Origin of the sequence: Methylocella silvestris BL2 (assembly GCF_000021745.1) — a bacterium.
Classification (GTDB): Bacteria; Pseudomonadota; Alphaproteobacteria; order Rhizobiales; family Beijerinckiaceae; genus Methylocapsa; species Methylocapsa silvestris.
Genome location: NC_011666.1, coordinates 3,300,802 through 3,321,820 on the forward strand (window position 1 = coordinate 3,300,802; position 21,019 = coordinate 3,321,820).

A 21,019-nucleotide genomic window follows, 5' to 3' on the forward strand; every position below is an offset into this window, starting at 1 on the left:
CGCGGTCGACGCCGCGCCGGCCTCGGGGCTCGATCGCGCAGACCGAAGGATCCATCCCCTCAAGCGTCTCGCCAAGAAACAAGCCGGGCAGAGAAAATCTGGAGCGGGCGAAGGGATTCGAACCCTCGACCCCAACCTTGGCAAGGTTGTGCTCTACCCCTGAGCTACACCCGCATCCATCCGGCGGCTGCGGAGCCGACGGTTTCGGCTATATGGCGCAAACGAATTGCGATTGCAACAGCCGGTTTCGCCAATTCGGCGGCCGCAGCCTGCGCTTTTCCGGCGCGGCCGCCGCGAAAAGACGTCGCGCCGAGTTAGCGGCGCGGGGCCGCTGTACGCCTCAGGCCCGAGGGGGCGCGCAAAACAGGAGTCTCGCCAAGAAATGCTCCGCCAAGGCCTCGCCAAGACTACGCCTTGCCAAAAACGCTCGGCCGAGAAACGTTCCGCCAACACAGAAGCGTCAGGAACGCTCGTCGCGCCGCCGCTTTTCAGCGCGTCCGCCCCAGCCGTCTTGCGGGGACGGCGTCCGCATCCCACCTCACGGACTATCATCGTTGTGCGAGTCATTGTTTGCGCTTGACGGGCTGGCGCAAATCGTCTATCGCCCCTTCTTCAGCCTGAAACGCATGTTTCCGGGGCCGCTTATTGCGTTTTCGATTGAGTTAGGCGCCCCGCATGGGCCGGCCTCCACCGGACGCGGGCATTTATTTTATTTCGCCGCTGCGCGCCTTGCCGCCGCCGCGGCCGATATGGAGACAGGTTTTGGCACGTATAGCTGGCGTTAATATTCCGACCAACAAGCGCGTCGTGATCGCGCTTCAATATATCCACGGCATCGGCTCCAAGAAAGCCGAAGAAATCTGCGCCAAGGTGAATATTCCGGACGCGCGCCGCGTCTCCGAGCTCACCGACGCCGAGGTTTTACAGATCCGCGAAACGATCGACCGCGATTATCTCGTCGAGGGCGATTTGCGCCGCGAAGTCGCGATCAACATCAAGCGCCTCATGGATCTTGGCTGCTACCGGGGCCTCAGGCACCGTCGCCAGCTGCCCGTCCGCGGTCAGCGCACGCATACCAATGCGCGCACCCGCAAGGGCAAGGCGAAGCCGATCGCCGGCAAGAAGAAGTAGCCGAGCGCCTCTGGCGAAACAAAGTCAATAAAGCTCCCGAGCGCCTGGCATTACGGGCGCGCCCGAAGGATTTGGACCTATGGCAAAAGAAGCTACCCGCGTTCGCCGCCGCGAGCGTAAGAACATCGTTTCCGGCGTCGCCCATGTGAATTCGACGTTCAACAATACGATGATCACCATCACGGACGCGCAGGGAAACACCATTTCCTGGTCGTCGGCCGGCACGATGGGATTCAAGGGTTCGCGCAAATCGACGCCCTACGCCGCGCAGATGGCGGCGGAGGATTGCGCCCGCAAGGCGGCCGAGCACGGCATGCGCACGCTTGAGGTTGAAGTCTCGGGTCCGGGTTCGGGCCGTGAATCGGCCCTGCGCGCGCTGCAGGCGGCGGGCTTTACCGTCACATCCATCCGCGACGTGACGCCGATCCCGCATAATGGCTGCCGTCCGCGCAAGCGCCGGCGCGTCTGAGCGCCTCCCGGTCGGCCTGTCGCCAATCCGGAACGCTCTGCTTTGTTACTCGATCTGCGCTGCGCCAGAGTCCGCCGACCGGACCCTCCGCGCGTCGAAGTCCGGGCGCCATCCGGCGCCGCACCGTCAGAAAGGCTCTGTTCGTGATTCAAAAAAACTGGCAAGAGCTCACCAAACCCAACAAGCTTGAAGTCATTTCGGGCGACGATCCGAAGCGTTTTGCGACCATCGTCGCCGGGCCGCTCGAACTCGGCTTCGGGCTCACGCTTGGCAATTCCCTGCGCCGCATCCTCCTGTCGTCGTTGCAGGGCGCGGCGATCACCTCCGTCCATATCGACGGCGTGCTGCATGAATTTTCGTCGATTCCCGGCGTGCGCGAGGACGTGACCGACATTGTCCTCAACATCAAGGACATCGCGATCAAGATGCCGGGCGACGGGCCGAAGCGGCTCGTGCTCAAGAAGCAGGGGCCCGGCAAGGTCACCGCCGGCGACATCCAGACCAGCGGCGACATTTCGATCCTGAACCCCGGCCTAGTGATCTGCACCCTCGACGAGGGCGCCGAGATCCGCATGGAGTTCACGGTCCACACCGGCAAGGGCTATGTCGCAGCGGACCGCAACCGGGCCGAGGACGCGCCGATCGGCCTCATTCCGATCGACAGCCTCTATTCGCCGGTAAAGAAGGTCAGCTACCGCGTCGAAAACACGCGCGAGGGTCAGAACCTCGACCTCGACAAGCTGACGCTGCAGGTCGAGACCAATGGCGCGCTGACGCCGGAAGACGCCGTCGCCTTCGCCGCCCGCATCCTGCAGGATCAGCTCAACGTCTTCGTCAATTTCGAGGAGCCGCGCCGCGTCGAGGCGACGCCGTCGATCCCGGAGCTCGCCTTCAATCCGGCGCTCTTGAAAAAGGTCGACGAGCTCGAGCTTTCGGTGCGTTCGGCGAACTGCCTGAAGAACGACAATATCGTCTATATAGGCGACCTCATCCAGAAGAGCGAAGGCGAGATGCTGCGCACGCCGAATTTCGGCCGCAAATCCTTGAACGAAATCAAGGAAGTGCTCGCGCAGATGGGCCTGCACCTCGGCATGGAGGTGAATGGCTGGCCGCCGGACAATATCGACGACCTCGCCAAGCGCTTCGAGGAGCATTACTGAGCCCTGGCGGCTCGGCGAGAGCGAAATTACGGCCCCGCAACGGGGCGAAGCAGCGGCCGTACCTTGGCACGGCGGCCGCAACAATAACGGAGACAGCCAGATGTATCACGGCAATGCGCACCGCCGCTTCGGCCGCACTCACGAGCACCGCAAGGCGATGTTCGCCAACATGTGCCAGGCTCTGATCAAGCATGAGCAGATTGTCACCACTCTGCCGAAGGCGAAAGATCTGCGCCCGGTGGTCGAGAAGCTGGTGACTCTCGGCAAGCGCGGCGATCTGCATGCGCGCCGGCAGGCGATTGCCCAGATCAAGGACGTCGCGCTTGTCGGCAAGCTGTTTGCCGTGCTCGGCCCGCGCTACAAGGAGCGGCACGGCGGATACACCCGCGTGCTCAAGGCCGGCTTCCGCTACGGCGACAATGCGCCGATGGCGGTGATCGAATTCGTCGACCGCGACGTCGACGCCAAGGGCAAGGATTCTGGCCCCGTATTCGGCGCCGACCAGGACGAGGCGGCTCTCGCGTCTTAACGCCAGCCGGGCGCTGCTCTCGGCGGCAGCTTGACGCCAAGTTGGCGGCGGGCCTGCGGGGCTTCAGGACGGCAGCGTGGACGTTGTTTCAACGGACCGCGCGCCATGGCGCAAACCCATGGCGCCGGTCCCTGCCATGGAGCGGTCCATGACGACGGAATTTTTCGCAAGGGGCGCGTCTCGCCTGCGCCGCGCTTACGGCGTCGCGCTAGCGCTTGTCTGCTGCCTTGGCCTTCCCGCCCAGGCGGAGACGGCGCGTCAGGCGCCGCAGGCCCCAGCCGAGGTGATGCTCTCTTTCGCGCCCGTGGTGAAAAAGGCGCAACCTGCGGTCGTCAACGTCTATGCGTCGCGGACGGAGAAGCGGCCGCGCAGCGCACTCTACGACGATCCGATTTTCGAGCGGTTTTTTGGCGGCGGCGGCCGTCCCGGCGGCTCGACCTCGCGCTCGCTTGGGTCCGGCGTGCTGGTCGATTCCTCGGGCCTCGTCGTCACCAATTACCACGTCATCGAAGGCATGACGGACGTCAAGATCGCGCTTGCCGACAAGCGCGAGTTTGACGCGGACATTGTGCTGCGCGACCAGCGCACCGATCTTGCTGTGCTGCGGCTGAAGGGCGGCGCCAATTTTCCGGTGATGGAGCTTGGCGATTCCGACGCGCTCGAAGTCGGCGACTTCGTGCTGGCCATCGGCAATCCGTTTGGAGTCGGCCAGACCGTGACGCAGGGGATCGTCTCGGCGCTCGCCCGCACCCAGGCGGGCATTTCCGATTCCGGCTTCTTCATCCAGACCGACGCGGCGATTAATCCCGGCAATTCCGGCGGCGGCCTCGTCGATATGAGGGGCCGTCTCGTCGGCATCAACTCGGCGATCTTCTCGCAGACGGGCAATTCGGTCGGCATCGGCTTCGCCGTCCCGAGCAATATGGTGCGGGTCGTCATCGCGGCGGCCAAATCCGGCCAGCGGGTGCGGCGGCCCTGGTTAGGGGCAAGCCTGCAGGCGGTCTCGCGTGAAATCGCCGATTCGCTCGGCCTCGACCGCCCGTCGGGCGCCCTGGTCGCCGAGGTGACGGACGGAGGTCCGGCGGACAAGGCCGGAGTCAAGCGCGGCGACATCATCGCCGCTGTCGACGGCCAGACCATCGACGATCCCGAAAGCTTCGGATATCGCCTGTCGACCAAAGCGCTCGGCGGCGAGACCTCGCTTTCGCTGGTGCGCAACGGCAAGCCGCTGAACGTCAAGCTGGCGCTATCCCCCGCGGCTGAAATCCCGGCGCGCGATCCGGTCAAACTGAAAGGTCCGTCGCCTTTTTCCGGCGCGACGGTGATCAATCTATCCCCGGCTGTCATCGAGGAAATGTCGGTCCACGGCGTCAACGATGGGGTCGTGATCGGCGATATCGAGGACGGATCGACCGCTGCGGAGGTCAATTTCCAAAAGGGCGACGTCATTCTTCTCATCAATGACGTCAAGATCCAGACGACCCGCGATCTTGAGAAGGCGGTCAACGGCCGCCATACCTATTGGAAGCTGACCATTTTACGCGGCGGACAGGTGGAGACGACGGTGCTCGGGGGCTGAGTCCTGCGCCGCGCGGTCTTCGCCCGGCAGAATCGGCAAGGTTGAACCATGAGCGATCTCTTCGCGGTTGCGGGGCTTGAGACAACGGCGCCGCATCCGCTCGCCGATCGCCTGCGCCCGAAAACGCTGGCCGAAGTCGTCGGGCAGGATCATCTCGTCGGTCCCGAGGGCGCGCTGACGCGGCGGATCGCCTCCGGATCGCTCGGCAGCCTGATCTTCTGGGGACCGCCCGGCACAGGTAAGACCACGGTCGCGCGCCTGCTCGCGCATGAGACGAATTTCGCCTTCGTCCAGGTGTCGGCTATTTTTTCCGGCGTCGCGGAGCTTAAGAAATTGTTTGAGGAGGCGCGCGGACGGCGCGCGATCGGCCAGGGCACGCTGCTGTTCGTCGACGAGATTCATCGCTTCAACCGGGCGCAGCAGGATAGTTTCCTACCGGTGATGGAGGACGGCGCCATCACTTTGATCGGCGCGACCACCGAAAATCCGAGTTTTGAGCTCAACGCCGCTCTCCTCTCGCGCGCCAGCGTGCTGACCTTCCGCGCCCTCGACGAAGAGGCGATCGAAAAAGTTCTGTCGCGCGCGGAAACGCACGAGGCGCGTCCCTTGCCGCTGGAGCCGGCGGCCCGCGCCGCGATGATCCGCATGGCCGATGGCGACGGCCGCGCGGCCCTGACGCTCGCCGAGGAGGTCTGGCGCGCCGCCTCTCCCGGCGAAATCTTCGGCGCGGAACAGCTTGCCGAGATCGTGCAGCGCCGGGCGCCAATCTACGACAAGGCGCAGGAGGGTCATTACAATCTGATCAGCGCGCTGCACAAGGCGGTGCGCGGCTCGGATCCGGACGCCTCGCTTTATTATCTCGCGCGCATGTTCGACGCCGGCGAGGATCCGCTCTTCCTGGCAAGGCGCGTGGTGCGCATGGCGACAGAGGACATCGGGCTCGCCGATCCGCAGGCGCTGGTTATCGCCAACGCCGCCAAGGACGCCTATGATTTTCTCGGCTCCCCGGAGGGCGAACTCGCCATCGCGCAGGCGGTGATTTATCTGGCGACGGCGCCGAAGTCGAACGCGGCCTATGTCGCCTACCAGCGCGCAATGCGTCTCGCCAAGGAGCATGGCTCTTTGATGCCGCCGAAAATCATCCTGAACGCGCCGACCAAGCTCATGAAAAGCGAAGGCTATGGCTCCGGCTATGCCTATGACCATGACGAGCCGGACGCTTTCTCAGGCCAGGACTATTGGCCGGAGGCGCTCGGCCGGCAAAAGCTCTATGCGCCGACGGCGAGAGGTTTTGAGCGCGACTTGCGTGAGCGGCTCGCCTATTGGGCGAAGCTGCGCAAGGCGCGCGAGCAGGAGCCCTGACGGCGTCGCGCTCGCGGCGCGCAAAGATCACTCTTTGTGCGCGATCCCCTCGATGCGCTTTTGCATCTCGTCGAGCTGGCGCTTCATGTCTTCGATATCGCTTTTCGTCGTGGGCAGCGCCGGCTCCGCTTCGGGCAGGGCTTCCGGCGACGCCAGCGGGGCGACGAAGGGGGTGAACATGGCCAGCGCCTGGTTGAACAGCGCCATGTTCTTGCGCGCCTGCTCCTCGAGCGAGGCGAAGCTCGGCGCGAGCGCATGGGGACCGATGCCGCCCGCCATCTTGTCGCGGAACCGGCCCTGCTCGCTGGTCAGCTTGTCGATCGAGAATTCGAGATAGGTCGGCACCAGCATCTGCATGCTGTCGCCGTAAAAGCGGATGAGCTGGCGCAGGAAAGCAATCGGCAGCAAGCTTTGGCCGCCCTTGCCCTCTTGCTCGAAGATAATCTGCGTCAGCACCGATCGCGTAATGTCTTCGCCGCTCTTGGCGTCGAAAACGACGAAATCTTCGCCTTTCTTGACCATCCCCGCAAGGTCTTCGAGCGTGACATAGGCGCTTGTGCCGGTGTTATAGAGCCGCCGGTTCGCGTATTTCTTGATAGTAATAGGCTGTTTGTCATGTGCCATGGCCGGTCGTCCACCTCCGGAAGTCGCTACGTGAGCCATCTGCTTCGCTTTCTCCATGGATGTCGCGGCCGACCTCACCTTTTCTTGTTTGGATGAATCGATCCCAAAATGGCGCGGCGCGGTCAAGCCTTCATTCGAGCGAAACGTGCGTAAGACCAACAAAAGCGCAGCGGCGCTTAAGCTTTACGCCGGGCAGGCCAGAACGCCTCTCTCCAAAATATGACTTTTGGATGAGGGCGAGAACTGACTTCTGCGGCGATTTTTTGCTCCCTTTTTCGCTGTGGCCACTATAATTGATTTTGACGGCGGTCTGTTGTCGTAGGAATCACGCGGGCAAGAGCCTTTGGAGTTTGGACGCTCCGCAACGGCCGCCCCAAGGAGGATGCCCATGTCTGATATTGTTATCGTGAGCGCGGCGCGCACGGCCGTCGGCGCATTCAACGGCGGCTTTGCCGCGGTCCCGGCCCATGAGCTTGGCGCCGCGGCCATCAAGGGCGCGTTGGAGCGGGCCGGCGTCGAAGGCGGCGAAGTCGACGAAGTCATTCTCGGTCAGGTGCTGACGGCGGGCCAGGGCCAGAACCCGGCGCGTCAGGCGTCGATCAAAGCCGGCGTGCCGCAGGAACGGACCGCCTTTAACATCAATCAGTTGTGCGGCTCGGGACTGCGCGCTGTCGCGCTTGGCCTGCAGCAGATCGCCAGCGGAGACGCCAATATCATCGTCGCGGGTGGTCAGGAAAGCATGTCGCAGGCGCAGCACAGCGCCTATTTGCGCTCGGGCGTCAAGATGGGCGACCTCAAATTCGCCGACACCATGATCACCGACGGGCTGACCGACGCCTTCAACCACTACCACATGGGGCAGACGGCCGAGAATATCGCGGCCAAATGGCAGCTGACCCGCGACGAGCAGGATCGTTTCGCCGTCGCCTCGCAGAATAAGGCCGAGGCGGCGCAGAAGGGCGGCAAGTTCGGCGACGAAATCATCCCCTACACGATCAGCACCAAAAAGGGCGATATCGTCGTCGACAAGGATGAGTTCATCCGCATGGGCGCGACGCTTGAGGCGCTCGCCAAGCTGCGCCCGGCCTTCAATAAGGACGGCAGCGTGACCGCCGGCAACGCCTCCGGCATCAATGACGGCGCGGCGGCGGTGGTGCTGATGACCTCCGCCGAGGCGGCCAAGCGCGGCCTTGAGCCGCTGGGCCGCATCGCCTCCTGGGCGACGGCCGGCGTCGATCCGGCGATCATGGGCACCGGCCCCATTCCGGCTTCGCGCCGGGCGCTGGAAAAGGCCGGCTGGAAGGTCGGCGATCTTGATCTGATCGAGGCGAACGAAGCCTTCGCCGCGCAGTCGCTCGCGGTCTGCAAGGATCTCGCTCTCGATCCCGACAAGGTCAATGTCAATGGCGGCGCGATTGCGATCGGCCATCCGATCGGCGCTTCGGGAGCCCGCGTCCTCGTCACCCTTCTGTATGAATTGCGCCGGCGCAACGGCAAGAAGGGCCTCGCCACGCTTTGCATTGGCGGCGGCATGGGCATCGCGCTCACGATCGAACGCTAGGCAAAGTTTCGCCGGGCGCTTCAAGGAGCGCCCGGCTCTGTTTTGGATCAGGCCGCGCTTCATCCATGAAAAAGCAGGGCGGCTTTTTGCATTTTGCAATGAGGACGATACAATTAACAGGCGGCGGCTGTTAAAGCGACGCTTTCAAGAAAAACAGCGCGAAAGCTGGATTGGGGAGAACGAAAATGGCGCGAGTGGCAGTAGTGAGCGGCGGATCGCGGGGCATTGGCGCGGCTATCAGCACGGCTTTGAAGTCGGCCGGTTATTCGGTCGCGGCGACCTACGCGGGCAATGACGCCGCCGCCGCGAAATTCAAGGCGGAGACGGGCATCCCCGTCTACAAATGGGACGTCTCAAACTACAAGCAATGCGCCGAGGGATTGAAGCAGGTGGAAGCGGATCTGGGTCCGGTCGACATCCTTGTCAACAACGCCGGCATCACCCGCGATTCGGCGTTCCACAAAATGACGCCGGAGCAGTGGTTCGAGGTGATCAACACCAATCTGAACTCGCTGTTCAACATGACCCGTCCGGTCATCGAGGGCATGCGCGATCGCGGCTTCGGACGGATCGTCAATATATCCTCGATCAACGGCCAGAAGGGTCAGTTCGGCCAGACCAATTATTCCGCGGCGAAGTCCGGCGATATCGGCTTCACCAAGGCGCTGGCGCAGGAAAGCGCCGGCAAGGGCGTCACGGTCAACGTGATCTGCCCCGGCTACATCGCGACGGAAATGGTCAAGGCCGTGCCGAAGGAAGTGCTGGAAAAATCAATCCTGCCGCAGATCCCGGTGCGTCGTCTCGGCGAGCCCGAGGAGATCGCGCGCTGCGTCCTGTTCCTCGTGTCGGATGATGCGGGCTTCATCACCGGATCGACGCTGAGCGCCAACGGCGGCCAGTATATGGCCTGACATGAAATGACGCCGCCGGGGCGCCGCGACAGGACGGCGCCTGCGGCGGCAGCCGACGAGTTTATTCGGCCGCAGAGGCGTCGATGCAGCGTGGAAGGCCAGAATTCGCCGTTTTGGCGGCCTGATGAAAGCAGCGGGCCGCAGCCGGGGCCTTGTTGAGCGCCTGTTACTCGTCGTGCTGACTCTGTATGGCCTGGCGCTGATCGTTCCGGACTATTATCGTCTCGTCCGGCCGCTCGGCGCTTTTGGCTTTTTCGCAAACAACGACGGCCTGATCTTCGACGTCAAGGGACCCTTTGCCCAGGAGTCCTTGTCGCCCGCGTGGCAGGCGGGATTGCGCGTCGGCGATCGCATCGATTTGCCGAAGATGCGCTGCGTTCCGGTCGATACGATCACTTGCGCGACGATGCTCGCGGTGCGGGGCGGCCAGCAACGGGTCATGCCCGGCCGCGTCGGCGCGCTCTGGCTCGCGGAGGGATCTCCCCGATCGGGAGATGAAATCGCACTCGCCGCGCAGGTCCCGCCATCGGACTGGCTGCTCGACCTCATCGTCTTTCTCGACCAGAGCGCCGGCGTGCTTTTTCTCCTCGGCGCGGCATGGCTGGTATGGATCCGGCCGGGACGCATGACCTGGGGCTTCTTTCTTTATGCGGTCCAGTTCAATCCGGGGCAGGAATTCGAAATTTACGCCAGGCTGCAACAATGGCCCGCGGCCCTGCTCGCGCAAGAAGCGGCCAACGGCTTGTTTCAGGCGGCAGGATATGCCGGCTTCATCCTCTTCGCGCTGCGCGCGCCGACGGGTCGCATCGGGGCGTCGTGGCGTCCGCTTGAGCGCGCGCTGCCGGCGCTGGCGGTCGGCTTCGGCTTAGTCTCTGTTCTCGCCGTCGGAAGCGCTTTCGGCTACCGGACGGAGGCGCTGTCCCGGACGGTTCTCATCGCGGGTCTTTTTGTAAGCTTTCTCGTGCTCGCCATCCTGCTTAAACGGCGAAAGGATCTGGAGCCGCAGGAATTTCAGCGCTTGCGCTGGGTGATCTGGGGCTGTCTCATCGGCCTTCCGGCCTGCGTGATCGCGTCGCTTGCGCAGTCGACGTCATTGATGGAATTTTCCCTCACCGAAGACGCGATCGGCCTGCTTTTCCTGGTCAATGGCGTTCTCGGCATCTTCGTCGTCGAGGCGATCCGCCGGCCGAGGGTGATCAATGTTTCGATTCCGCTACGGCGCGCCACCGTGCTCGGACTTTTGCTGAGCGCGCCCGCGCTTTTCCTGCACGGCCAGATCGAAGAGCTGCACGAATGGATCCACTTTCCGGCGTGGGCGTCGGTCGTCATTGCGTCTATTCTGCTGTTTGCGATCTCGCGCCTGCACGAACACGCCGTGCGCCTCCTCGAAGGCTTGTTCGATCCTGACCGCCGCGGCGCGGAGGCGCGCTTTGCGCAAATCGGAGCCGCGGTCCTCGCCGCAAAAAACGCCGCGGAAATCGACCGGCTTCTGGTTGAGGGTCCAGCGCGCGCGCTTGGCATTGCGTCGGCCGCCGTGTTTCGCAGCGACGGCGCCCAATTGAGGCGCTATGAGAACGGCGTCGGGTGGACCCCGGCGATGACGGCCGCGCTCGACCCGGAAGACCCTTTGCTGGCGCAAAAGACGGCCGGATCCTTGTTCGAGATCGACCCCGCGTTGATGCGGAGGGGAGAATTTCCGGAGGGGCCGCAGCAGCCTACGCTTGCTGCGCCCATCGGCGACGCGCTGCGCTGCTTCGCCGTCGCGCTCTACGGCGCGCAGACATCCGGCGCCAATCTCGACGGCGCCGACCGCCGCGCTCTCGAAAAGCTCGCCGCGACCGCGGCCGCCGCTTATGCAGGGGTCGAACGCGAGGCGCTGAGAACGCAAATCGCGGCGCTCGAGGCGCAGGCGCCGATCAATGCAAAACCGGCGTCCCAGGCCGGATGCTGATCGCGCGCCGAAATCAAAGCGCGACGCGATGAACCGATCGCGTCGCGCCTTTTAGGCATTGTTGCATTGCATGGCGTCGATCCGGAACTTCAGCGGCTTTCGGCGTCGCGCCTTAAACGTAAAGCTTGCCGCCGCCGTCCAGGAATTCGGCGCTCTTGTCGGCCATGCCCTTCTCGCGTTCCATCGCGGCGACCTCGTCGCGAATATCCTGCGTGATCTTCATCGAACAGAATTGCGGACCGCACATCGAGCAGAAATGCGCAGTCTTATGCGCATCCTTCGGCAGCGTCTCGTCGTGGAACTGCCGCGCCGTGTCGGGATCGAGGCCGAGATTGAACTGATCCTCCCAGCGGAAATCGAATCTCGCGCGCGACAGCGCGTCGTCGCGCAGCTGCGCCGCCGGATGGCCCTTGGCGAGGTCGCCGGCATGGGCGGCGATGCGGTAGGTAATGACGCCTGTCTTGACGTCGTCGCGGTCCGGCAGGCCGAGATGTTCTTTCGGCGTCACATAACACAACATCGCGCAGCCGAACCAGCCGATCATCGCAGCGCCGATGCCGGAGGTGATGTGGTCATAGCCTGGCGCAATGTCCGTTGTCAGCGGCCCGAGCGTGTAGAACGGCGCCTCGTGACATTCCTTCAGCTGCTTTTCCATGTTGATCTTGATCTTGTGCATCGGCACATGGCCGGGCCCTTCGATCATCACCTGGCAGCCCTTGTCCCAGGCGATTTTGGTCAGCTCGCCGAGCGTCTCCAATTCGGCGAATTGGGCGCGGTCGTTGGCGTCGGCGATCGAGCCCGGGCGCAAGCCGTCGCCGAGCGAGAAGGAGACGTCATAGGCGCGCATGACGTCGCAGAGCTCGTCGAAGCGCTCGTAGAGGAAGCTTTCCTTGTGATGGGCAAGGCACCAGCGGGCCATGATCGAGCCGCCGCGCGAGACGATGCCCGTGGTCCGCTTCGCCGTCAGCGGAATATAGCCGAGCCGCACGCCGGCGTGGATCGTGAAATAATCGACGCCCTGTTCGGCCTGTTCGATCAGCGTGTCGCGGAACAATTCGAATGTCAGTTTGGTCGGATCGCCATTGACCTTCTCCAGCGCCTGGTAGATCGGCACGGTGCCGATCGGCGCTGGCGAGTTGCGGATGATCCAGTCGCGGATGTTGTGGATGTTGCGTCCCGTCGAGAGATCCATCACCGTATCGGCGCCCCAGCGGATCGCCCACACCATCTTTTCGACCTCTTCGGCGACGGACGACGTCACCGCCGAATTGCCGATGTTGGCGTTGACCTTCACGAGAAAATTGCGGCCGATGATCATCGGCTCGAGTTCGGGATGGTTGATGTTGGCGGGGATGATGGCGCGGCCGCGGGCGATCTCGTCGCGCACGAATTCCGGCGTGATGAAGGCCGGGATCGACGCGCCGAAACTTTCGCCGTCGGCGATTTTCGCTTCGGCGCCCTCCAGCACCGCCTCTCGGCCAAGGTTTTCGCGGGCCGCGACATAGATCATTTCTTCGGTGATCACGCCTGCGCGGGCGAATTCATATTGCGTCACCAGCGCGCCGTCCCGGCCCTTGCGCGGCGAGGTGTTGGCGGGGCAGGGCGGGGCGAGCCGGTCCGGCGACACCGAACCATTGTCTTCCGGCTGAACCGGGCGGCCGGAGTAGAAGTCGAGCCCCGCGCGCCTCGCCAGCCAAGGGTCCCGGATGCGCGGCAAGCCGGCGGAAAGGTCGATCGCGGGCTCGGACTCCGTATAGGGTCCCGAGGCGTCGTAGACGCGCACCGGCGGCTCGTTTGCGGACGGATTGAGGGTGATCTCACGCAGCGGCACGGCGATGTCGGAGCGACCGTCCGGATGCACATAGATCTTGCGCGAGCCGGCCATGGGCCCTTGGGTCACGCTTTCCGGACGAAGGCTCTTCGGCTTGTCGTGGATGTTCATTTCGCTCCTCCGCGCTATTGATTGACGTTTTTGGCAGGAGGCGGACGCTCGGAGCGATAGACGGGGCGCTCGTTGCTGAAGTGCCGATCCCTGCGCTGGCATTATCCAGATTCAGGTTCAATGGGTGTGATCTCAGCCGCCGTTTCCGGCAGCACCCCAAGGCGAATTGCAAACCTAGCGCGCCTCGCCGTCCACGGCAAGATGATTTGATCTGGCGCAAAAGTCGTAGGCGGTCGACGGGAACTTTATCGTGATCTATGCAATAGGGCTGATGGCCAAGGACTCCAGCGGCGGATAAAGCCGAATGAAATTCAAGCATCTGTCGGGAGTGCGAGACGTTGAGCGGGTTTGGGCGAATTGAGTGTCAAAAGCTGCGTTCGAAAATGATGAGCGCTGAGGCCGCGGCGTCTTTGATCCCCTCCGGATCGGTGATCGGCATGAGCGGCTTTACCGGCTCTGGCTATCCCAAGGCCGTTCCGACCGCTCTGGCCGAGCGGGCCGCCGCCGCCCGGGGTGCTGGCGATCCGTTTCGCGTGAGCGTCTGGACTGGCGCCTCGACGGGGCCGGAACTGGACGGCGCCCTCGCCAGAGCTGACGCGATCGAATTCCGCCTGCCGTTCAACTCCGATCCGGTCCTGCGCGAAAAAATAAACCGCGGCGAGATGGACTATATGGACATGCACCTTAGTCAGGTCGCGCCCATGGCCTGGCAGGGTTTTCTCGGCCCGCTCGATCTCGCCATTATCGAGGTTTCGGGCGTGCGCCCGGATGGTTCGCTGATTCCGTCCTCCTCCATCGGCAACAACAAGACATGGCTCGACCGGGCGCAGAAGATCATTCTCGAGGTCAACGCCTGGCAGAATGAAGCGCTCGACGGGATGCATGACGTCTATTATGGAACGATGCTGCCGCCGCATCGCGTCCCCATTCCGCTTTTGCGTCCAGACGATCGCATCGGCGAGCCCTATTTCCGCTGCGATCCCGACAAAGTCGTCGCCATCGTCGAAACCAGCGCGCCGGATCGCAATCTTCCCTTTGCGCCGCCCGACGACGCGGCCCGCGCGATCGCCGGCCATCTGCTCGAATTCTTCCGGCACGAAGTCGCGCGGGGGCGTCTGCCGCCGTCCTTGCTGCCGATCCAGTCCGGCGTCGGCAATGTCGCCAACGCCGTGCTGACAGGCTTGCTCGAGAGCCCATTCGAGGATTTGACCTCTTTTACGGAAGTGATCCAGGACGGCATGCTGGACCTCCTTGCCGCTGGAAAGCTTCGCTTTGCCTCAGCGACGGCTTTCTCGCTGAGCCCGGACGCAGCGGCTTTCCTCAACGCCAATCTGGCGAAGTTCCGCGACAAGATGCTGCTGCGCCCGCAGGAAATCAGCAACCATCCCGAGCTGGTCCGCCGCCTCGGCTGTATCGCGATGAATGGGTTGATCGAGGCGGATATCTACGGCTCGGTCAATTCGACCCATGTCATGGGATCGCGGATCCAGAATGGCATCGGCGGGTCCGGCGATTTCGCGCGCAACGCCTATGTATCGATCTTCATGACGCAATCGACGGCGAAAGGCGGCGCGATCTCCTCGATCGTGCCGATGGCGAGCCATGTCGATCATATCCCGCAGGATGTGCAGATCCTGGTCACGGAGCAGGGGTTGGCCGATCTGCGCGGTCTTTCGCCGAGGCAGCGCGCCCGCGTCATCATTCAGAACTGCGCCCATCCCGACTACCGGCCGGGACTTTTCGACTATTTTGCCCGGGCCGGGGAGTCCTCCTACGGGCGACATGCTCCCTGTTTGCTTGATGAGGCGCTGTCCTGGCATCAGCGCTTCATCAAAACCGGGACGATGCGCGCATGATTTCGCGCGCGACCGACGAGCGCTTCATGCGCGCGGCGCTGAAAGAAGCGGCGCTGGGCGATTTTCCCTTTGGCGCGCTGATCGCGCAAGATGGCGAAACCATCGCCACCGGCCGCAATCTCGGCGAGACCAATGATGATCCAACGGCGCATGCGGAAATGGTGGCGCTGCGCGGCGTCATCGCCGCCTATGGCGCCGCGCGGCTCCGGGATTCGACGCTTTACGCCACCGGCGAGCCGTGCCCGATGTGCATGGGCGCGATCATCTGGTGTGGCGTCGGGCGGCTGGTCTACGCCGCCTCGATCGAGCAATTGGCGCAGCGGATCGGACAGATCGAGACGCCGTGCCGCGATCTTGCTCGCCGCGCGTCTTTCACGGAGATCTGCATCGAGGGCGGCCTGTTGGCCGACGAGGCGATGGCGTTGTTCGACTAGATCAAATTCACGCGGTCCCGCAAGAGCGGGAACGGGACGAATCAACAAGACAAGCTGGGAGGAGCATCAAATGGCGAAAGCCATATTCGTCGAAATCGGCGGCGGGTTTGACCACGTGGTGGTCGGCGCAACCGAGGCCGCCGCGCCAAAAAGCGGCGAAATCACCGTAAAGCTGCACGCCTGCTCGCTGAACTACCATGACTACGTGGTTGTAAGCGGCGTTTGGGGGCCGTCCGAGCGGCGCATCCCCATGGCGGACGGCGCCGGCGAAGTCTCCGCGGTCGGCCCCGATGTGACCGAATTCGCCGTCGGCGATCATGTCGTCAGCACCTTCTTCCCGACCTGGCTCGAGGACGAGCCGATCGTCGACAGCTTTGCCACGGTTCCCGGCGACGGCGTCGACGGCTACGCGCGCGAGATCGTCACGCTTCCGGCGACGGCCTTCACCCATGCGCCGAAAGGCTACAGCCACGTCGAAGCGGCGACCTTGACCACCGCCGGCCTGACAGCGTGGCGCGCGCTCTTTGTCGACGACTCGCTCAAACCTGGCGACGTCGTTCTCGTGCAGGGGACCGGCGGCGTCTCGATCTTTGCGCTGCAATTTGCAAAGCTCGCGGGCGCGCGCGTCATTGCAACCTCGTCGAGTGATGAAAAGCTCGAACGGCTCAAGGCGATGGGCGCGGACCATGTGATTAATTACAAGACCGACTCGGCCTGGGGAGAGACGGCGCGCCGGCTCACGGGCGGGCGGGGCGTCGACCATGTCGTCGAGGTTGGCGGCCCGTTGACGCTCGAACAATCTATGACGGCGGCGCGCGTGGGCGGCCATATTTCGGTGATCGGCATTCTGACCGGCGTCGCCGGCGAGATCCCGCTGCTGCCGGCGCTGGTCCGGCAATTGCGCCTGCAAGGATTGATCGTCGGCAGCCGCAAGCATCAAATCGAGATGATCCGCGCCATCGACGCTGCCGGCATGAAGCCGATCATCGACAAAAGCTTTGCGCTGGAGGAGATCGTCGCGGCCTTTCGCCATCAGGAAAGCAACAGGCATTTCGGCAAGATCTGCTTGAGCTTTTGATCGCGCCGAGCGGCGATTCGCCGCCGCTCGGCATTTACATGAGAAGAAGAAAAATGGGCGCGATCAGCGCGGTCATCACTGCGTTGAGCCCCATCGCTATGCCCGAAAACGTGCCGGCGACGGAATCCACCGCAAATGCGCGGGCTGTGCCTATGCCATGCGAGACGAGGCCGACGGCAAACCCTCGCGCGGCAAAATTGCGGATGCGCATCGCATTCATCAGGGGCGTCACCATGACCGCTCCGATAATCCCCGTGGAGATCACCAGCACGGCGGTGAGGGCCGGAACCCCGCCGAGTTGCTCGGAGATCGCCATGGCGACCGCCGCGGTCACCGATTTTGGCGCGAGCGAGGCAAGAATATCCCGCGGCAATCCGAATGCGAGCGCGATCGTCAGCGTCGAGGCGAGGGCTGTCGCCGATCCAACGAGGAGAGCGGCGGCCATCGGCAGCAGATAGCGCCGCACCAGCGGCCAGTTGCGATAGAGCGGCACGGCAAGCGCCACCGTCGCCGGTCCGAGCAGGAAATGCACGAATTGCGCGCCGTTAAAATAGACCTTGTAGTCGGTCCCGGTCAGCATCAGCAGCGCCGCCACGAAGATGACGGCGATCAGCACGGGATTGACCAGCGGATTGCGTTTCGAAAGACGCGCCAGCGCGTCCGCTGCAAGCCAGGCGAGCAAGGTCACGGTCAGCCACAAAAGAGGCGTGGTTGAAAGATAGACCCAAAGGCTGAAGGGCGCCGTCATGGCTTTGACTCCCCGGAGGCTTCGCTCACCCAGCGGGCGACGGCGACAAAGACAAGAACGGTGACGATGAGCGTGATCGCCGTCGATCCGATCAGAACCACCGCGATGGCGAGGCCGTGGTCCTCGATGAGCTTGAGGTGCTGCACCACGCCGACCCCCGCCGGGACGAATAACAGCGCGAGATTTTGCAAAAGGCCGTCAGCGACACGCCCGACGTCGCTTTCGCCGACCTCCGTCCGATCGAGGCCGCTGATCCGCTGATAATATTGCAGCCCAAGAAAAAGAAGAACGAGGCCGAGCACCGGGCCGGGCACCGGCAGCCCCAGCGCGCGCGAAAACGCTTCGCCCGCAAGCTGGCACATAAGGAGCAGGACGAAGCCGCGCACCATGGCTTTAGCGCTCCTTTTCCGGGGCCGCGATCAGCGGGACCTTTGGCGATGCGTAAATCGAGCCGCCTTGCCTCGCGGGCACGTGTCGCCGTAAGAAGCGGGAGACACGTCGCGCCGCATGTGAGGGCGGCCTCGATCCGGGACCCTCGAACGATAGCAGCAACGCCAGCCCTTGCCGATAGGCTTGCAGGTCTTGCGCGGGCGTCTCAAAAGGCCTCGACGCCGGCGCTTGCGCCTTGAAAAGGCTGTCCGTGACGAAATTGGAGCGACCGGGTTGATCGCTATGAAGCCGAAATCCATCGCCTCCCTTTCGGCGGCCTGGCGCGACTGGGGGCCGATCGCGCTTTGGATCGCGGCTTTCGCGATCGCCGATCGATGGTTTGCCGTCCCGATCGTCTTTTCGGCGCCTGCGGCGTTTCTCGGCGCGCTCGTCTACGGCTATTTTGCGCGCGAGCGATCGAAACGCCGAAGGGCCGATTTGATGGAGGAAGCCGCCGCCGCCTGGGAGGCGGTTGAAGACGCGGCGCGTGACGTCGGGGAAGCCGAGAGCGCAGGCGCCGCCGCCGCGGTGACCGCGCGGCGCGGAGAGGCTTACGCCGCGGCGCTTGATCGGTCCGCGATCGTCGCCAGGCGCCTCACCGATTATGACGCCCGCTATGGCCGCAGTTGATTGCTCGACAAGAAATTGTGTGTCGAGCATGGCGGGTGAGGCTGAAGGTCGGCGGCGTCGCTGAGGATCGGCGCGCCGCCAACTTTACTGGGGCGTCAAAGACCGGCCATTTCACTCATGCTCAGACCTTCGGTCTGCCGAAAAATCTTCGAGATGTTGTCCTGGCCACGGTAGGGGCCGAAACTGCCGGTCCGCTCGCTGCGCGAGATGAGGCTCTGCTCCGCCTGCGAAATGTCGGGCGCCGCGACAACCGGCGCTGAATTCCCGTCAAGCCTGTCAATCAGACGCTGGCCGGGGGCGGCGCTGGCGAGCGGAGCCGCGACGCCGTAGGCGAACAGGCATCCGACTACAAATAAACCCTTGTTGATGTTCATCATCGTTCTCCGTTTGACCGTGTTGCTGTTGATGCAGCAAGCGCTAAGGAATTTAAGCTACGCCCATGCGCTTGTTGTGTAGTAAGGAATGCCGGCATTTCGCAAAGTCATCAACTCATACATAGGTTTAGTGCCGTGATCCCCGGAATGTGTTTGGGTCGAACCAACGCGCCGGACTGACCAAACGGCCAACAGACCGCCATACGGCCTCGGCTATCATTCATCCGGATCGCTGCTAGGCTGGACGAGGAGAGGCGTCGCCCTGTGCATGAAGACGCCAGATTTTTTTGGCTTGCCGCATCATACCAACGTATGGCTCGCGCCGATCCGGCAAACGCGTCACAGCGCTATGCGCAGCCTCAAATGTTCCGCCTGATTGTTCATGTGGTTCATGAAACAAGGAAGGACGCCGGCCGGCTCTTTTATGTGAAACTAGTGCGGCCTGAAAAAGATCAACTGGCCGATGGTGAGAAGAATTTCAGCAACGATCAGGATCACGATCGTCGCCTCGAGCCGAGTCGCGCGGTCGGCGTCGAGGATGTCGGTCAGGATTCGCGCGGTCTCGACGATCATGTCGAGCTTGTTCTTCAAGGTTTCGGCGCGTTCCTTCAGCTCATATTCGTCTTCGAGGCGGGCATAGAGACGCTCGAGATCGGGGCGATCCCAAAGAACGTCGGGCTTTTCCTCGACGGCGACCCGGCCTGAGACGCGATGCTGCACCAGCAGCGTCTGTCCGATCAGCTTCAGCATGGATCGGCGCTTCCAGGGCGGGCGCCCCGTGCGGGCGAGGCTCGCCGCAAACGGTTCGACAATATCGAACACGGCGTTGACCTCGCGCTCGTCGCGCCCGAGCGAGACGCTTTTGGCGAGCGCGTCGGCGACGACGAGAAGGCGCTCGGGCGCCCCGTCCTTCATCAAGATCGAGCCTTCGGGGTCGATCCTGTCGTCGAACTGGGCGGCGATTTCGAGGACGACCATCTCATCGTCAATATGTTCGTGGCGTCCCGACACGCGCAGTTTCACCTGCGTCAGGACGTCGTCTTCTTCCAGCGGGGAGAGGCCGATCATGACGGCGACGCCGAACCGGTAGAGCGCCACAAGGCCGTTGCTCCCGGCGTGGAAGGCGAGCGGATTGGTCGAGATCGTGTCGGAGCGTTCGAGGCCTGCGGCGTCGATGCGGTCGCCGAGCAGGAGCGCTCGGGCGGTGACGCGCCGCACGTCTGAAGCAGTAGGGAGGGGTCGATCAGCGTTGGTCATGACTTGAGCCTAGCGCTCTTTCCGGCCGGATGAAATCGTCCGACGAATCAGAAATGACGCCAGATCAATAGTTTGAAGCGGGCCTGCCCCGGCGCAGGCCGAAAAGACGCCGTCCGCTCTAGCTGGGGCAGCGCGATGGGCCGAATGCATAGCCGCATTCCATGACATTTTTGTGCGGCGCCCCGCACGCAGCCGCTCAAGGCTTGCTTTCTTCCGTCGCCCTCAAAAGCCGCGCGAGATCGCCGATGTCGGCGGCGGCGAGGTCTGTCCGCGTCTTTGGCGCACTCTCGCCCTCCCCGCCGGGCCCGAATTCGAGCGGTCGGGCGATATGCGCGGTCCTGAGGCCGCAGGCGGCCGCAGCAGACAGATCATCGCTATGGGCCGCGACCATCAAACAGGCCGACGGCGGCAAGTCAAACGCCGCGGCGGCCGCAAGATAAGCCTCGGGCGCCGGCTTGTAAGCGCGGGCGATCTCCGCGCCGAGGATGGCGTCGAAGGGAAAGCCATTGCGGCGCGCCAGCGCCACGAGAAGCGAAATATTGCCGTTCGACACGGGCGCGATCAGGAACGCCTCGCGCAACACTCCAAGGCCAGCCGCGACGTCCGGCCATGCGTCAAGCCGGCGCCAGGCGAGATTGAGTTCTCCCAGCGCGGCCTCGGGAGCGCCCTCCAGGCCGAAGCGCGGCAGGATGCGATCGAGGTTGCGGCGATGGATCACATCGAGCTTGGCGAAGGCGATCCGCCCGGAGCGGACGTCCTCCAGACCGGTCTGGTACTCGCCGCGCCAGGCGTCCGCGAAGGCCGGCCAATCGAGGCGATAGCCAAGCGGACCCAGGATGGCCTCGGCCTCGCGCGCGACGCCGCTGCGCCAATCGACCAGCGTGCCGAAGACGTCGAAAAAGAGCGCTTTGACGTTCGCGCCAAGCAGCGACGCATCAGGCATGAAAGATCCCCCACAGCAGGCGGCTTCGAACCTTTCGCCGCGGCGGATCGG

20 protein-coding genes, 1 tRNA gene and 1 riboswitch are annotated in these 21,019 nt (G+C 63.6%); of the genes, 13 read left to right on the top strand and 8 right to left on the bottom strand.

Annotated features, from left to right (window positions below):
• Positions 1-99: 99 nt before the first annotated feature.
• Positions 100-174, bottom strand: a tRNA-Gly gene (locus tag MSIL_RS15235).
• Positions 175-762: 588 nt separating this feature from the next.
• On the opposite strand from MSIL_RS15235, the gene rpsM reads away from it, so the two are divergent.
• The 6 genes from rpsM to MSIL_RS15270 all read left to right on the top strand — a co-directional run bounded on the left by rpsM (position 763) and on the right by MSIL_RS15270 (position 6,230).
• Complete coding sequence (gene rpsM, locus MSIL_RS15245) at positions 763-1,131, top strand: 30S ribosomal protein S13 (protein ID WP_012591969.1); 369 nt, start codon at positions 763-765, stop codon at positions 1,129-1,131.
• Between the two features lie 79 nt (positions 1,132-1,210).
• On the top strand, positions 1,211-1,600 hold the full coding sequence (gene rpsK / locus MSIL_RS15250) for a 30S ribosomal protein S11 (RefSeq protein WP_012591970.1): 390 nt from the start codon (positions 1,211-1,213) through the stop codon (positions 1,598-1,600).
• A 143-nt stretch (positions 1,601-1,743) separates the two neighbouring features.
• Positions 1,744-2,760 (top strand): DNA-directed RNA polymerase subunit alpha, encoded by a 1,017-nt coding sequence (locus MSIL_RS15255; RefSeq protein ID WP_012591971.1) that lies wholly within the window; start codon positions 1,744-1,746, stop codon positions 2,758-2,760.
• A gap of 100 nt (positions 2,761-2,860) precedes the next feature.
• Positions 2,861-3,289: a 50S ribosomal protein L17 gene (gene rplQ, locus MSIL_RS15260; protein ID WP_012591972.1), complete on the top strand. Its 429-nt coding sequence runs from the start codon at positions 2,861-2,863 to the stop codon at positions 3,287-3,289.
• A 148-nt stretch (positions 3,290-3,437) separates the two neighbouring features.
• Positions 3,438-4,868: a Do family serine endopeptidase gene (locus tag MSIL_RS15265; protein ID WP_012591973.1), complete on the top strand. Its 1,431-nt coding sequence runs from the start codon at positions 3,438-3,440 to the stop codon at positions 4,866-4,868.
• Between the two features lie 48 nt (positions 4,869-4,916).
• Positions 4,917-6,230 carry a replication-associated recombination protein A gene (locus tag MSIL_RS15270; RefSeq protein ID WP_012591974.1) on the top strand — a complete coding sequence of 438 codons (1,314 nt, stop codon included), beginning with the start codon at positions 4,917-4,919 and terminating at the stop codon, positions 6,228-6,230.
• Between the two features lie 27 nt (positions 6,231-6,257).
• Here MSIL_RS15270 and phaR read toward each other — a convergent pair whose 3' ends face one another.
• Positions 6,258-6,854, bottom strand: a complete 597-nt coding sequence (gene phaR, locus MSIL_RS15275; protein WP_012591975.1) for a polyhydroxyalkanoate synthesis repressor PhaR — start codon at positions 6,852-6,854, stop codon at positions 6,258-6,260.
• Positions 6,855-7,236: 382 nt separating this feature from the next.
• On the opposite strand from phaR, the gene MSIL_RS15280 reads away from it, so the two are divergent.
• The 3 genes from MSIL_RS15280 (at position 7,237) to MSIL_RS15290 (ending at position 11,277) form a co-directional block, all read left to right on the top strand.
• On the top strand, positions 7,237-8,415 hold the full coding sequence (locus tag MSIL_RS15280) for an acetyl-CoA C-acetyltransferase (RefSeq protein ID WP_041368100.1): 1,179 nt from the start codon (positions 7,237-7,239) through the stop codon (positions 8,413-8,415).
• 185 nt (positions 8,416-8,600) lie between these two features.
• On the top strand, positions 8,601-9,326 hold the full coding sequence (gene phbB, locus MSIL_RS15285; protein ID WP_012591977.1) for a beta-ketoacyl-ACP reductase: 726 nt from the start codon (positions 8,601-8,603) through the stop codon (positions 9,324-9,326).
• Between the two features lie 124 nt (positions 9,327-9,450).
• Positions 9,451-11,277 carry a PDZ domain-containing protein gene (locus tag MSIL_RS15290; protein ID WP_012591978.1) on the top strand — a complete coding sequence of 609 codons (1,827 nt, stop codon included), beginning with the start codon at positions 9,451-9,453 and terminating at the stop codon, positions 11,275-11,277.
• A 112-nt stretch (positions 11,278-11,389) separates the two neighbouring features.
• Here MSIL_RS15290 and thiC read toward each other — a convergent pair whose 3' ends face one another.
• Positions 11,390-13,219, bottom strand: coding sequence for a phosphomethylpyrimidine synthase ThiC (gene thiC / locus MSIL_RS15295; RefSeq protein ID WP_012591979.1), 1,830 nt, complete (start codon positions 13,217-13,219; stop codon positions 11,390-11,392).
• A gap of 69 nt (positions 13,220-13,288) precedes the next feature.
• Positions 13,289-13,388, bottom strand: a riboswitch (TPP riboswitch).
• A gap of 214 nt (positions 13,389-13,602) precedes the next feature.
• Between thiC and MSIL_RS15300 the strand changes: the two genes are divergently transcribed.
• The 3 genes from MSIL_RS15300 to MSIL_RS15310 all read left to right on the top strand — a co-directional run bounded on the left by MSIL_RS15300 (position 13,603) and on the right by MSIL_RS15310 (position 16,587).
• Positions 13,603-15,075, top strand: a complete 1,473-nt coding sequence (locus tag MSIL_RS15300; protein ID WP_083772253.1) for an acetyl-CoA hydrolase/transferase family protein — start codon at positions 13,603-13,605, stop codon at positions 15,073-15,075.
• Entirely contained in the window at positions 15,072-15,509 is a 438-nt protein-coding gene (locus MSIL_RS15305; protein WP_012591981.1) for a nucleoside deaminase, read from the top strand. The genes MSIL_RS15300 and MSIL_RS15305 overlap by 4 nt, the downstream gene beginning before the upstream one ends.
• 70 nt (positions 15,510-15,579) lie before the next feature.
• Positions 15,580-16,587 carry a zinc-dependent alcohol dehydrogenase family protein gene (locus MSIL_RS15310; protein ID WP_012591982.1) on the top strand — a complete coding sequence of 336 codons (1,008 nt, stop codon included), beginning with the start codon at positions 15,580-15,582 and terminating at the stop codon, positions 16,585-16,587.
• A 34-nt stretch (positions 16,588-16,621) separates the two neighbouring features.
• Here MSIL_RS15310 and MSIL_RS15315 read toward each other — a convergent pair whose 3' ends face one another.
• Together MSIL_RS15315 and MSIL_RS15320 are read right to left on the bottom strand one after the other, a co-directional pair.
• A complete protein-coding gene (locus MSIL_RS15315; RefSeq protein WP_012591983.1) occupies positions 16,622-17,335 on the bottom strand; it encodes an LrgB family protein in 714 nt (237 codons plus the stop codon).
• Positions 17,332-17,724 (bottom strand): CidA/LrgA family protein, encoded by a 393-nt coding sequence (locus MSIL_RS15320; protein ID WP_012591984.1) that lies wholly within the window; start codon positions 17,722-17,724, stop codon positions 17,332-17,334. Before MSIL_RS15320 ends, MSIL_RS15315 begins: the two co-directional genes overlap by 4 nt.
• A 274-nt stretch (positions 17,725-17,998) precedes the next feature.
• Between MSIL_RS15320 and MSIL_RS15325 the strand changes: the two genes are divergently transcribed.
• Positions 17,999-18,394 (top strand): hypothetical protein, encoded by a 396-nt coding sequence (locus MSIL_RS15325; RefSeq protein WP_012591985.1) that lies wholly within the window; start codon positions 17,999-18,001, stop codon positions 18,392-18,394.
• 95 nt (positions 18,395-18,489) lie between these two features.
• Here the strand turns inward: MSIL_RS15325 and MSIL_RS15330 are convergent, their stop codons facing one another.
• From MSIL_RS15330 to MSIL_RS15340, 3 genes are all read right to left on the bottom strand, one after another.
• Positions 18,490-18,771 (bottom strand): hypothetical protein, encoded by a 282-nt coding sequence (locus tag MSIL_RS15330; RefSeq protein WP_041368102.1) that lies wholly within the window; start codon positions 18,769-18,771, stop codon positions 18,490-18,492.
• Positions 18,772-19,200: 429 nt separating this feature from the next.
• Positions 19,201-20,025: an RMD1 family protein gene (locus tag MSIL_RS15335; RefSeq protein WP_012591987.1), complete on the bottom strand. Its 825-nt coding sequence runs from the start codon at positions 20,023-20,025 to the stop codon at positions 19,201-19,203.
• A 196-nt stretch (positions 20,026-20,221) separates the two neighbouring features.
• Positions 20,222-20,968: a haloacid dehalogenase type II gene (locus tag MSIL_RS15340; RefSeq protein ID WP_012591988.1), complete on the bottom strand. Its 747-nt coding sequence runs from the start codon at positions 20,966-20,968 to the stop codon at positions 20,222-20,224.
• Between the last annotated feature and the right edge of the window lie 51 nt (positions 20,969-21,019).

Excerpts from the sequence above, each read along its gene's own strand:
- MSIL_RS15340 (WP_012591988.1), bottom strand. The coding sequence starts at position 20,968 with ATGCCTGATGCGTCGCTGCTTGGCGCGAACGTCAAAGCGCTCTTTTTC.
- phaR (WP_012591975.1), bottom strand. The coding sequence starts at position 6,854 with ATGGCACATGACAAACAGCCTATTACTATCAAGAAATACGCGAACCGG.
- MSIL_RS15265 (WP_012591973.1), top strand. The coding sequence starts at position 3,438 with ATGACGACGGAATTTTTCGCAAGGGGCGCGTCTCGCCTGCGCCGCGCT.
- phbB (WP_012591977.1), top strand. The coding sequence starts at position 8,601 with ATGGCGCGAGTGGCAGTAGTGAGCGGCGGATCGCGGGGCATTGGCGCG.
- rpsK (WP_012591970.1), top strand. The coding sequence starts at position 1,211 with ATGGCAAAAGAAGCTACCCGCGTTCGCCGCCGCGAGCGTAAGAACATC.
- MSIL_RS15330 (WP_041368102.1), bottom strand. The coding sequence starts at position 18,771 with ATGATGAACATCAACAAGGGTTTATTTGTAGTCGGATGCCTGTTCGCC.
- MSIL_RS15310 (WP_012591982.1), top strand. The coding sequence starts at position 15,580 with ATGGCGAAAGCCATATTCGTCGAAATCGGCGGCGGGTTTGACCACGTG.
- MSIL_RS15280 (WP_041368100.1), top strand. The coding sequence starts at position 7,237 with ATGCCCATGTCTGATATTGTTATCGTGAGCGCGGCGCGCACGGCCGTC.
- MSIL_RS15290 (WP_012591978.1), top strand. The coding sequence starts at position 9,451 with ATGAAAGCAGCGGGCCGCAGCCGGGGCCTTGTTGAGCGCCTGTTACTC.
- MSIL_RS15270 (WP_012591974.1), top strand. The coding sequence starts at position 4,917 with ATGAGCGATCTCTTCGCGGTTGCGGGGCTTGAGACAACGGCGCCGCAT.
- MSIL_RS15320 (WP_012591984.1), bottom strand. The coding sequence starts at position 17,724 with ATGGTGCGCGGCTTCGTCCTGCTCCTTATGTGCCAGCTTGCGGGCGAA.
- thiC (WP_012591979.1), bottom strand. The coding sequence starts at position 13,219 with ATGAACATCCACGACAAGCCGAAGAGCCTTCGTCCGGAAAGCGTGACC.
- MSIL_RS15300 (WP_083772253.1), top strand. The coding sequence starts at position 13,603 with ATGATGAGCGCTGAGGCCGCGGCGTCTTTGATCCCCTCCGGATCGGTG.
- MSIL_RS15315 (WP_012591983.1), bottom strand. The coding sequence starts at position 17,335 with ATGACGGCGCCCTTCAGCCTTTGGGTCTATCTTTCAACCACGCCTCTT.
- MSIL_RS15335 (WP_012591987.1), bottom strand. The coding sequence starts at position 20,025 with ATGACCAACGCTGATCGACCCCTCCCTACTGCTTCAGACGTGCGGCGC.
- MSIL_RS15305 (WP_012591981.1), top strand. The coding sequence starts at position 15,072 with ATGATTTCGCGCGCGACCGACGAGCGCTTCATGCGCGCGGCGCTGAAA.
- rplQ (WP_012591972.1), top strand. The coding sequence starts at position 2,861 with ATGTATCACGGCAATGCGCACCGCCGCTTCGGCCGCACTCACGAGCAC.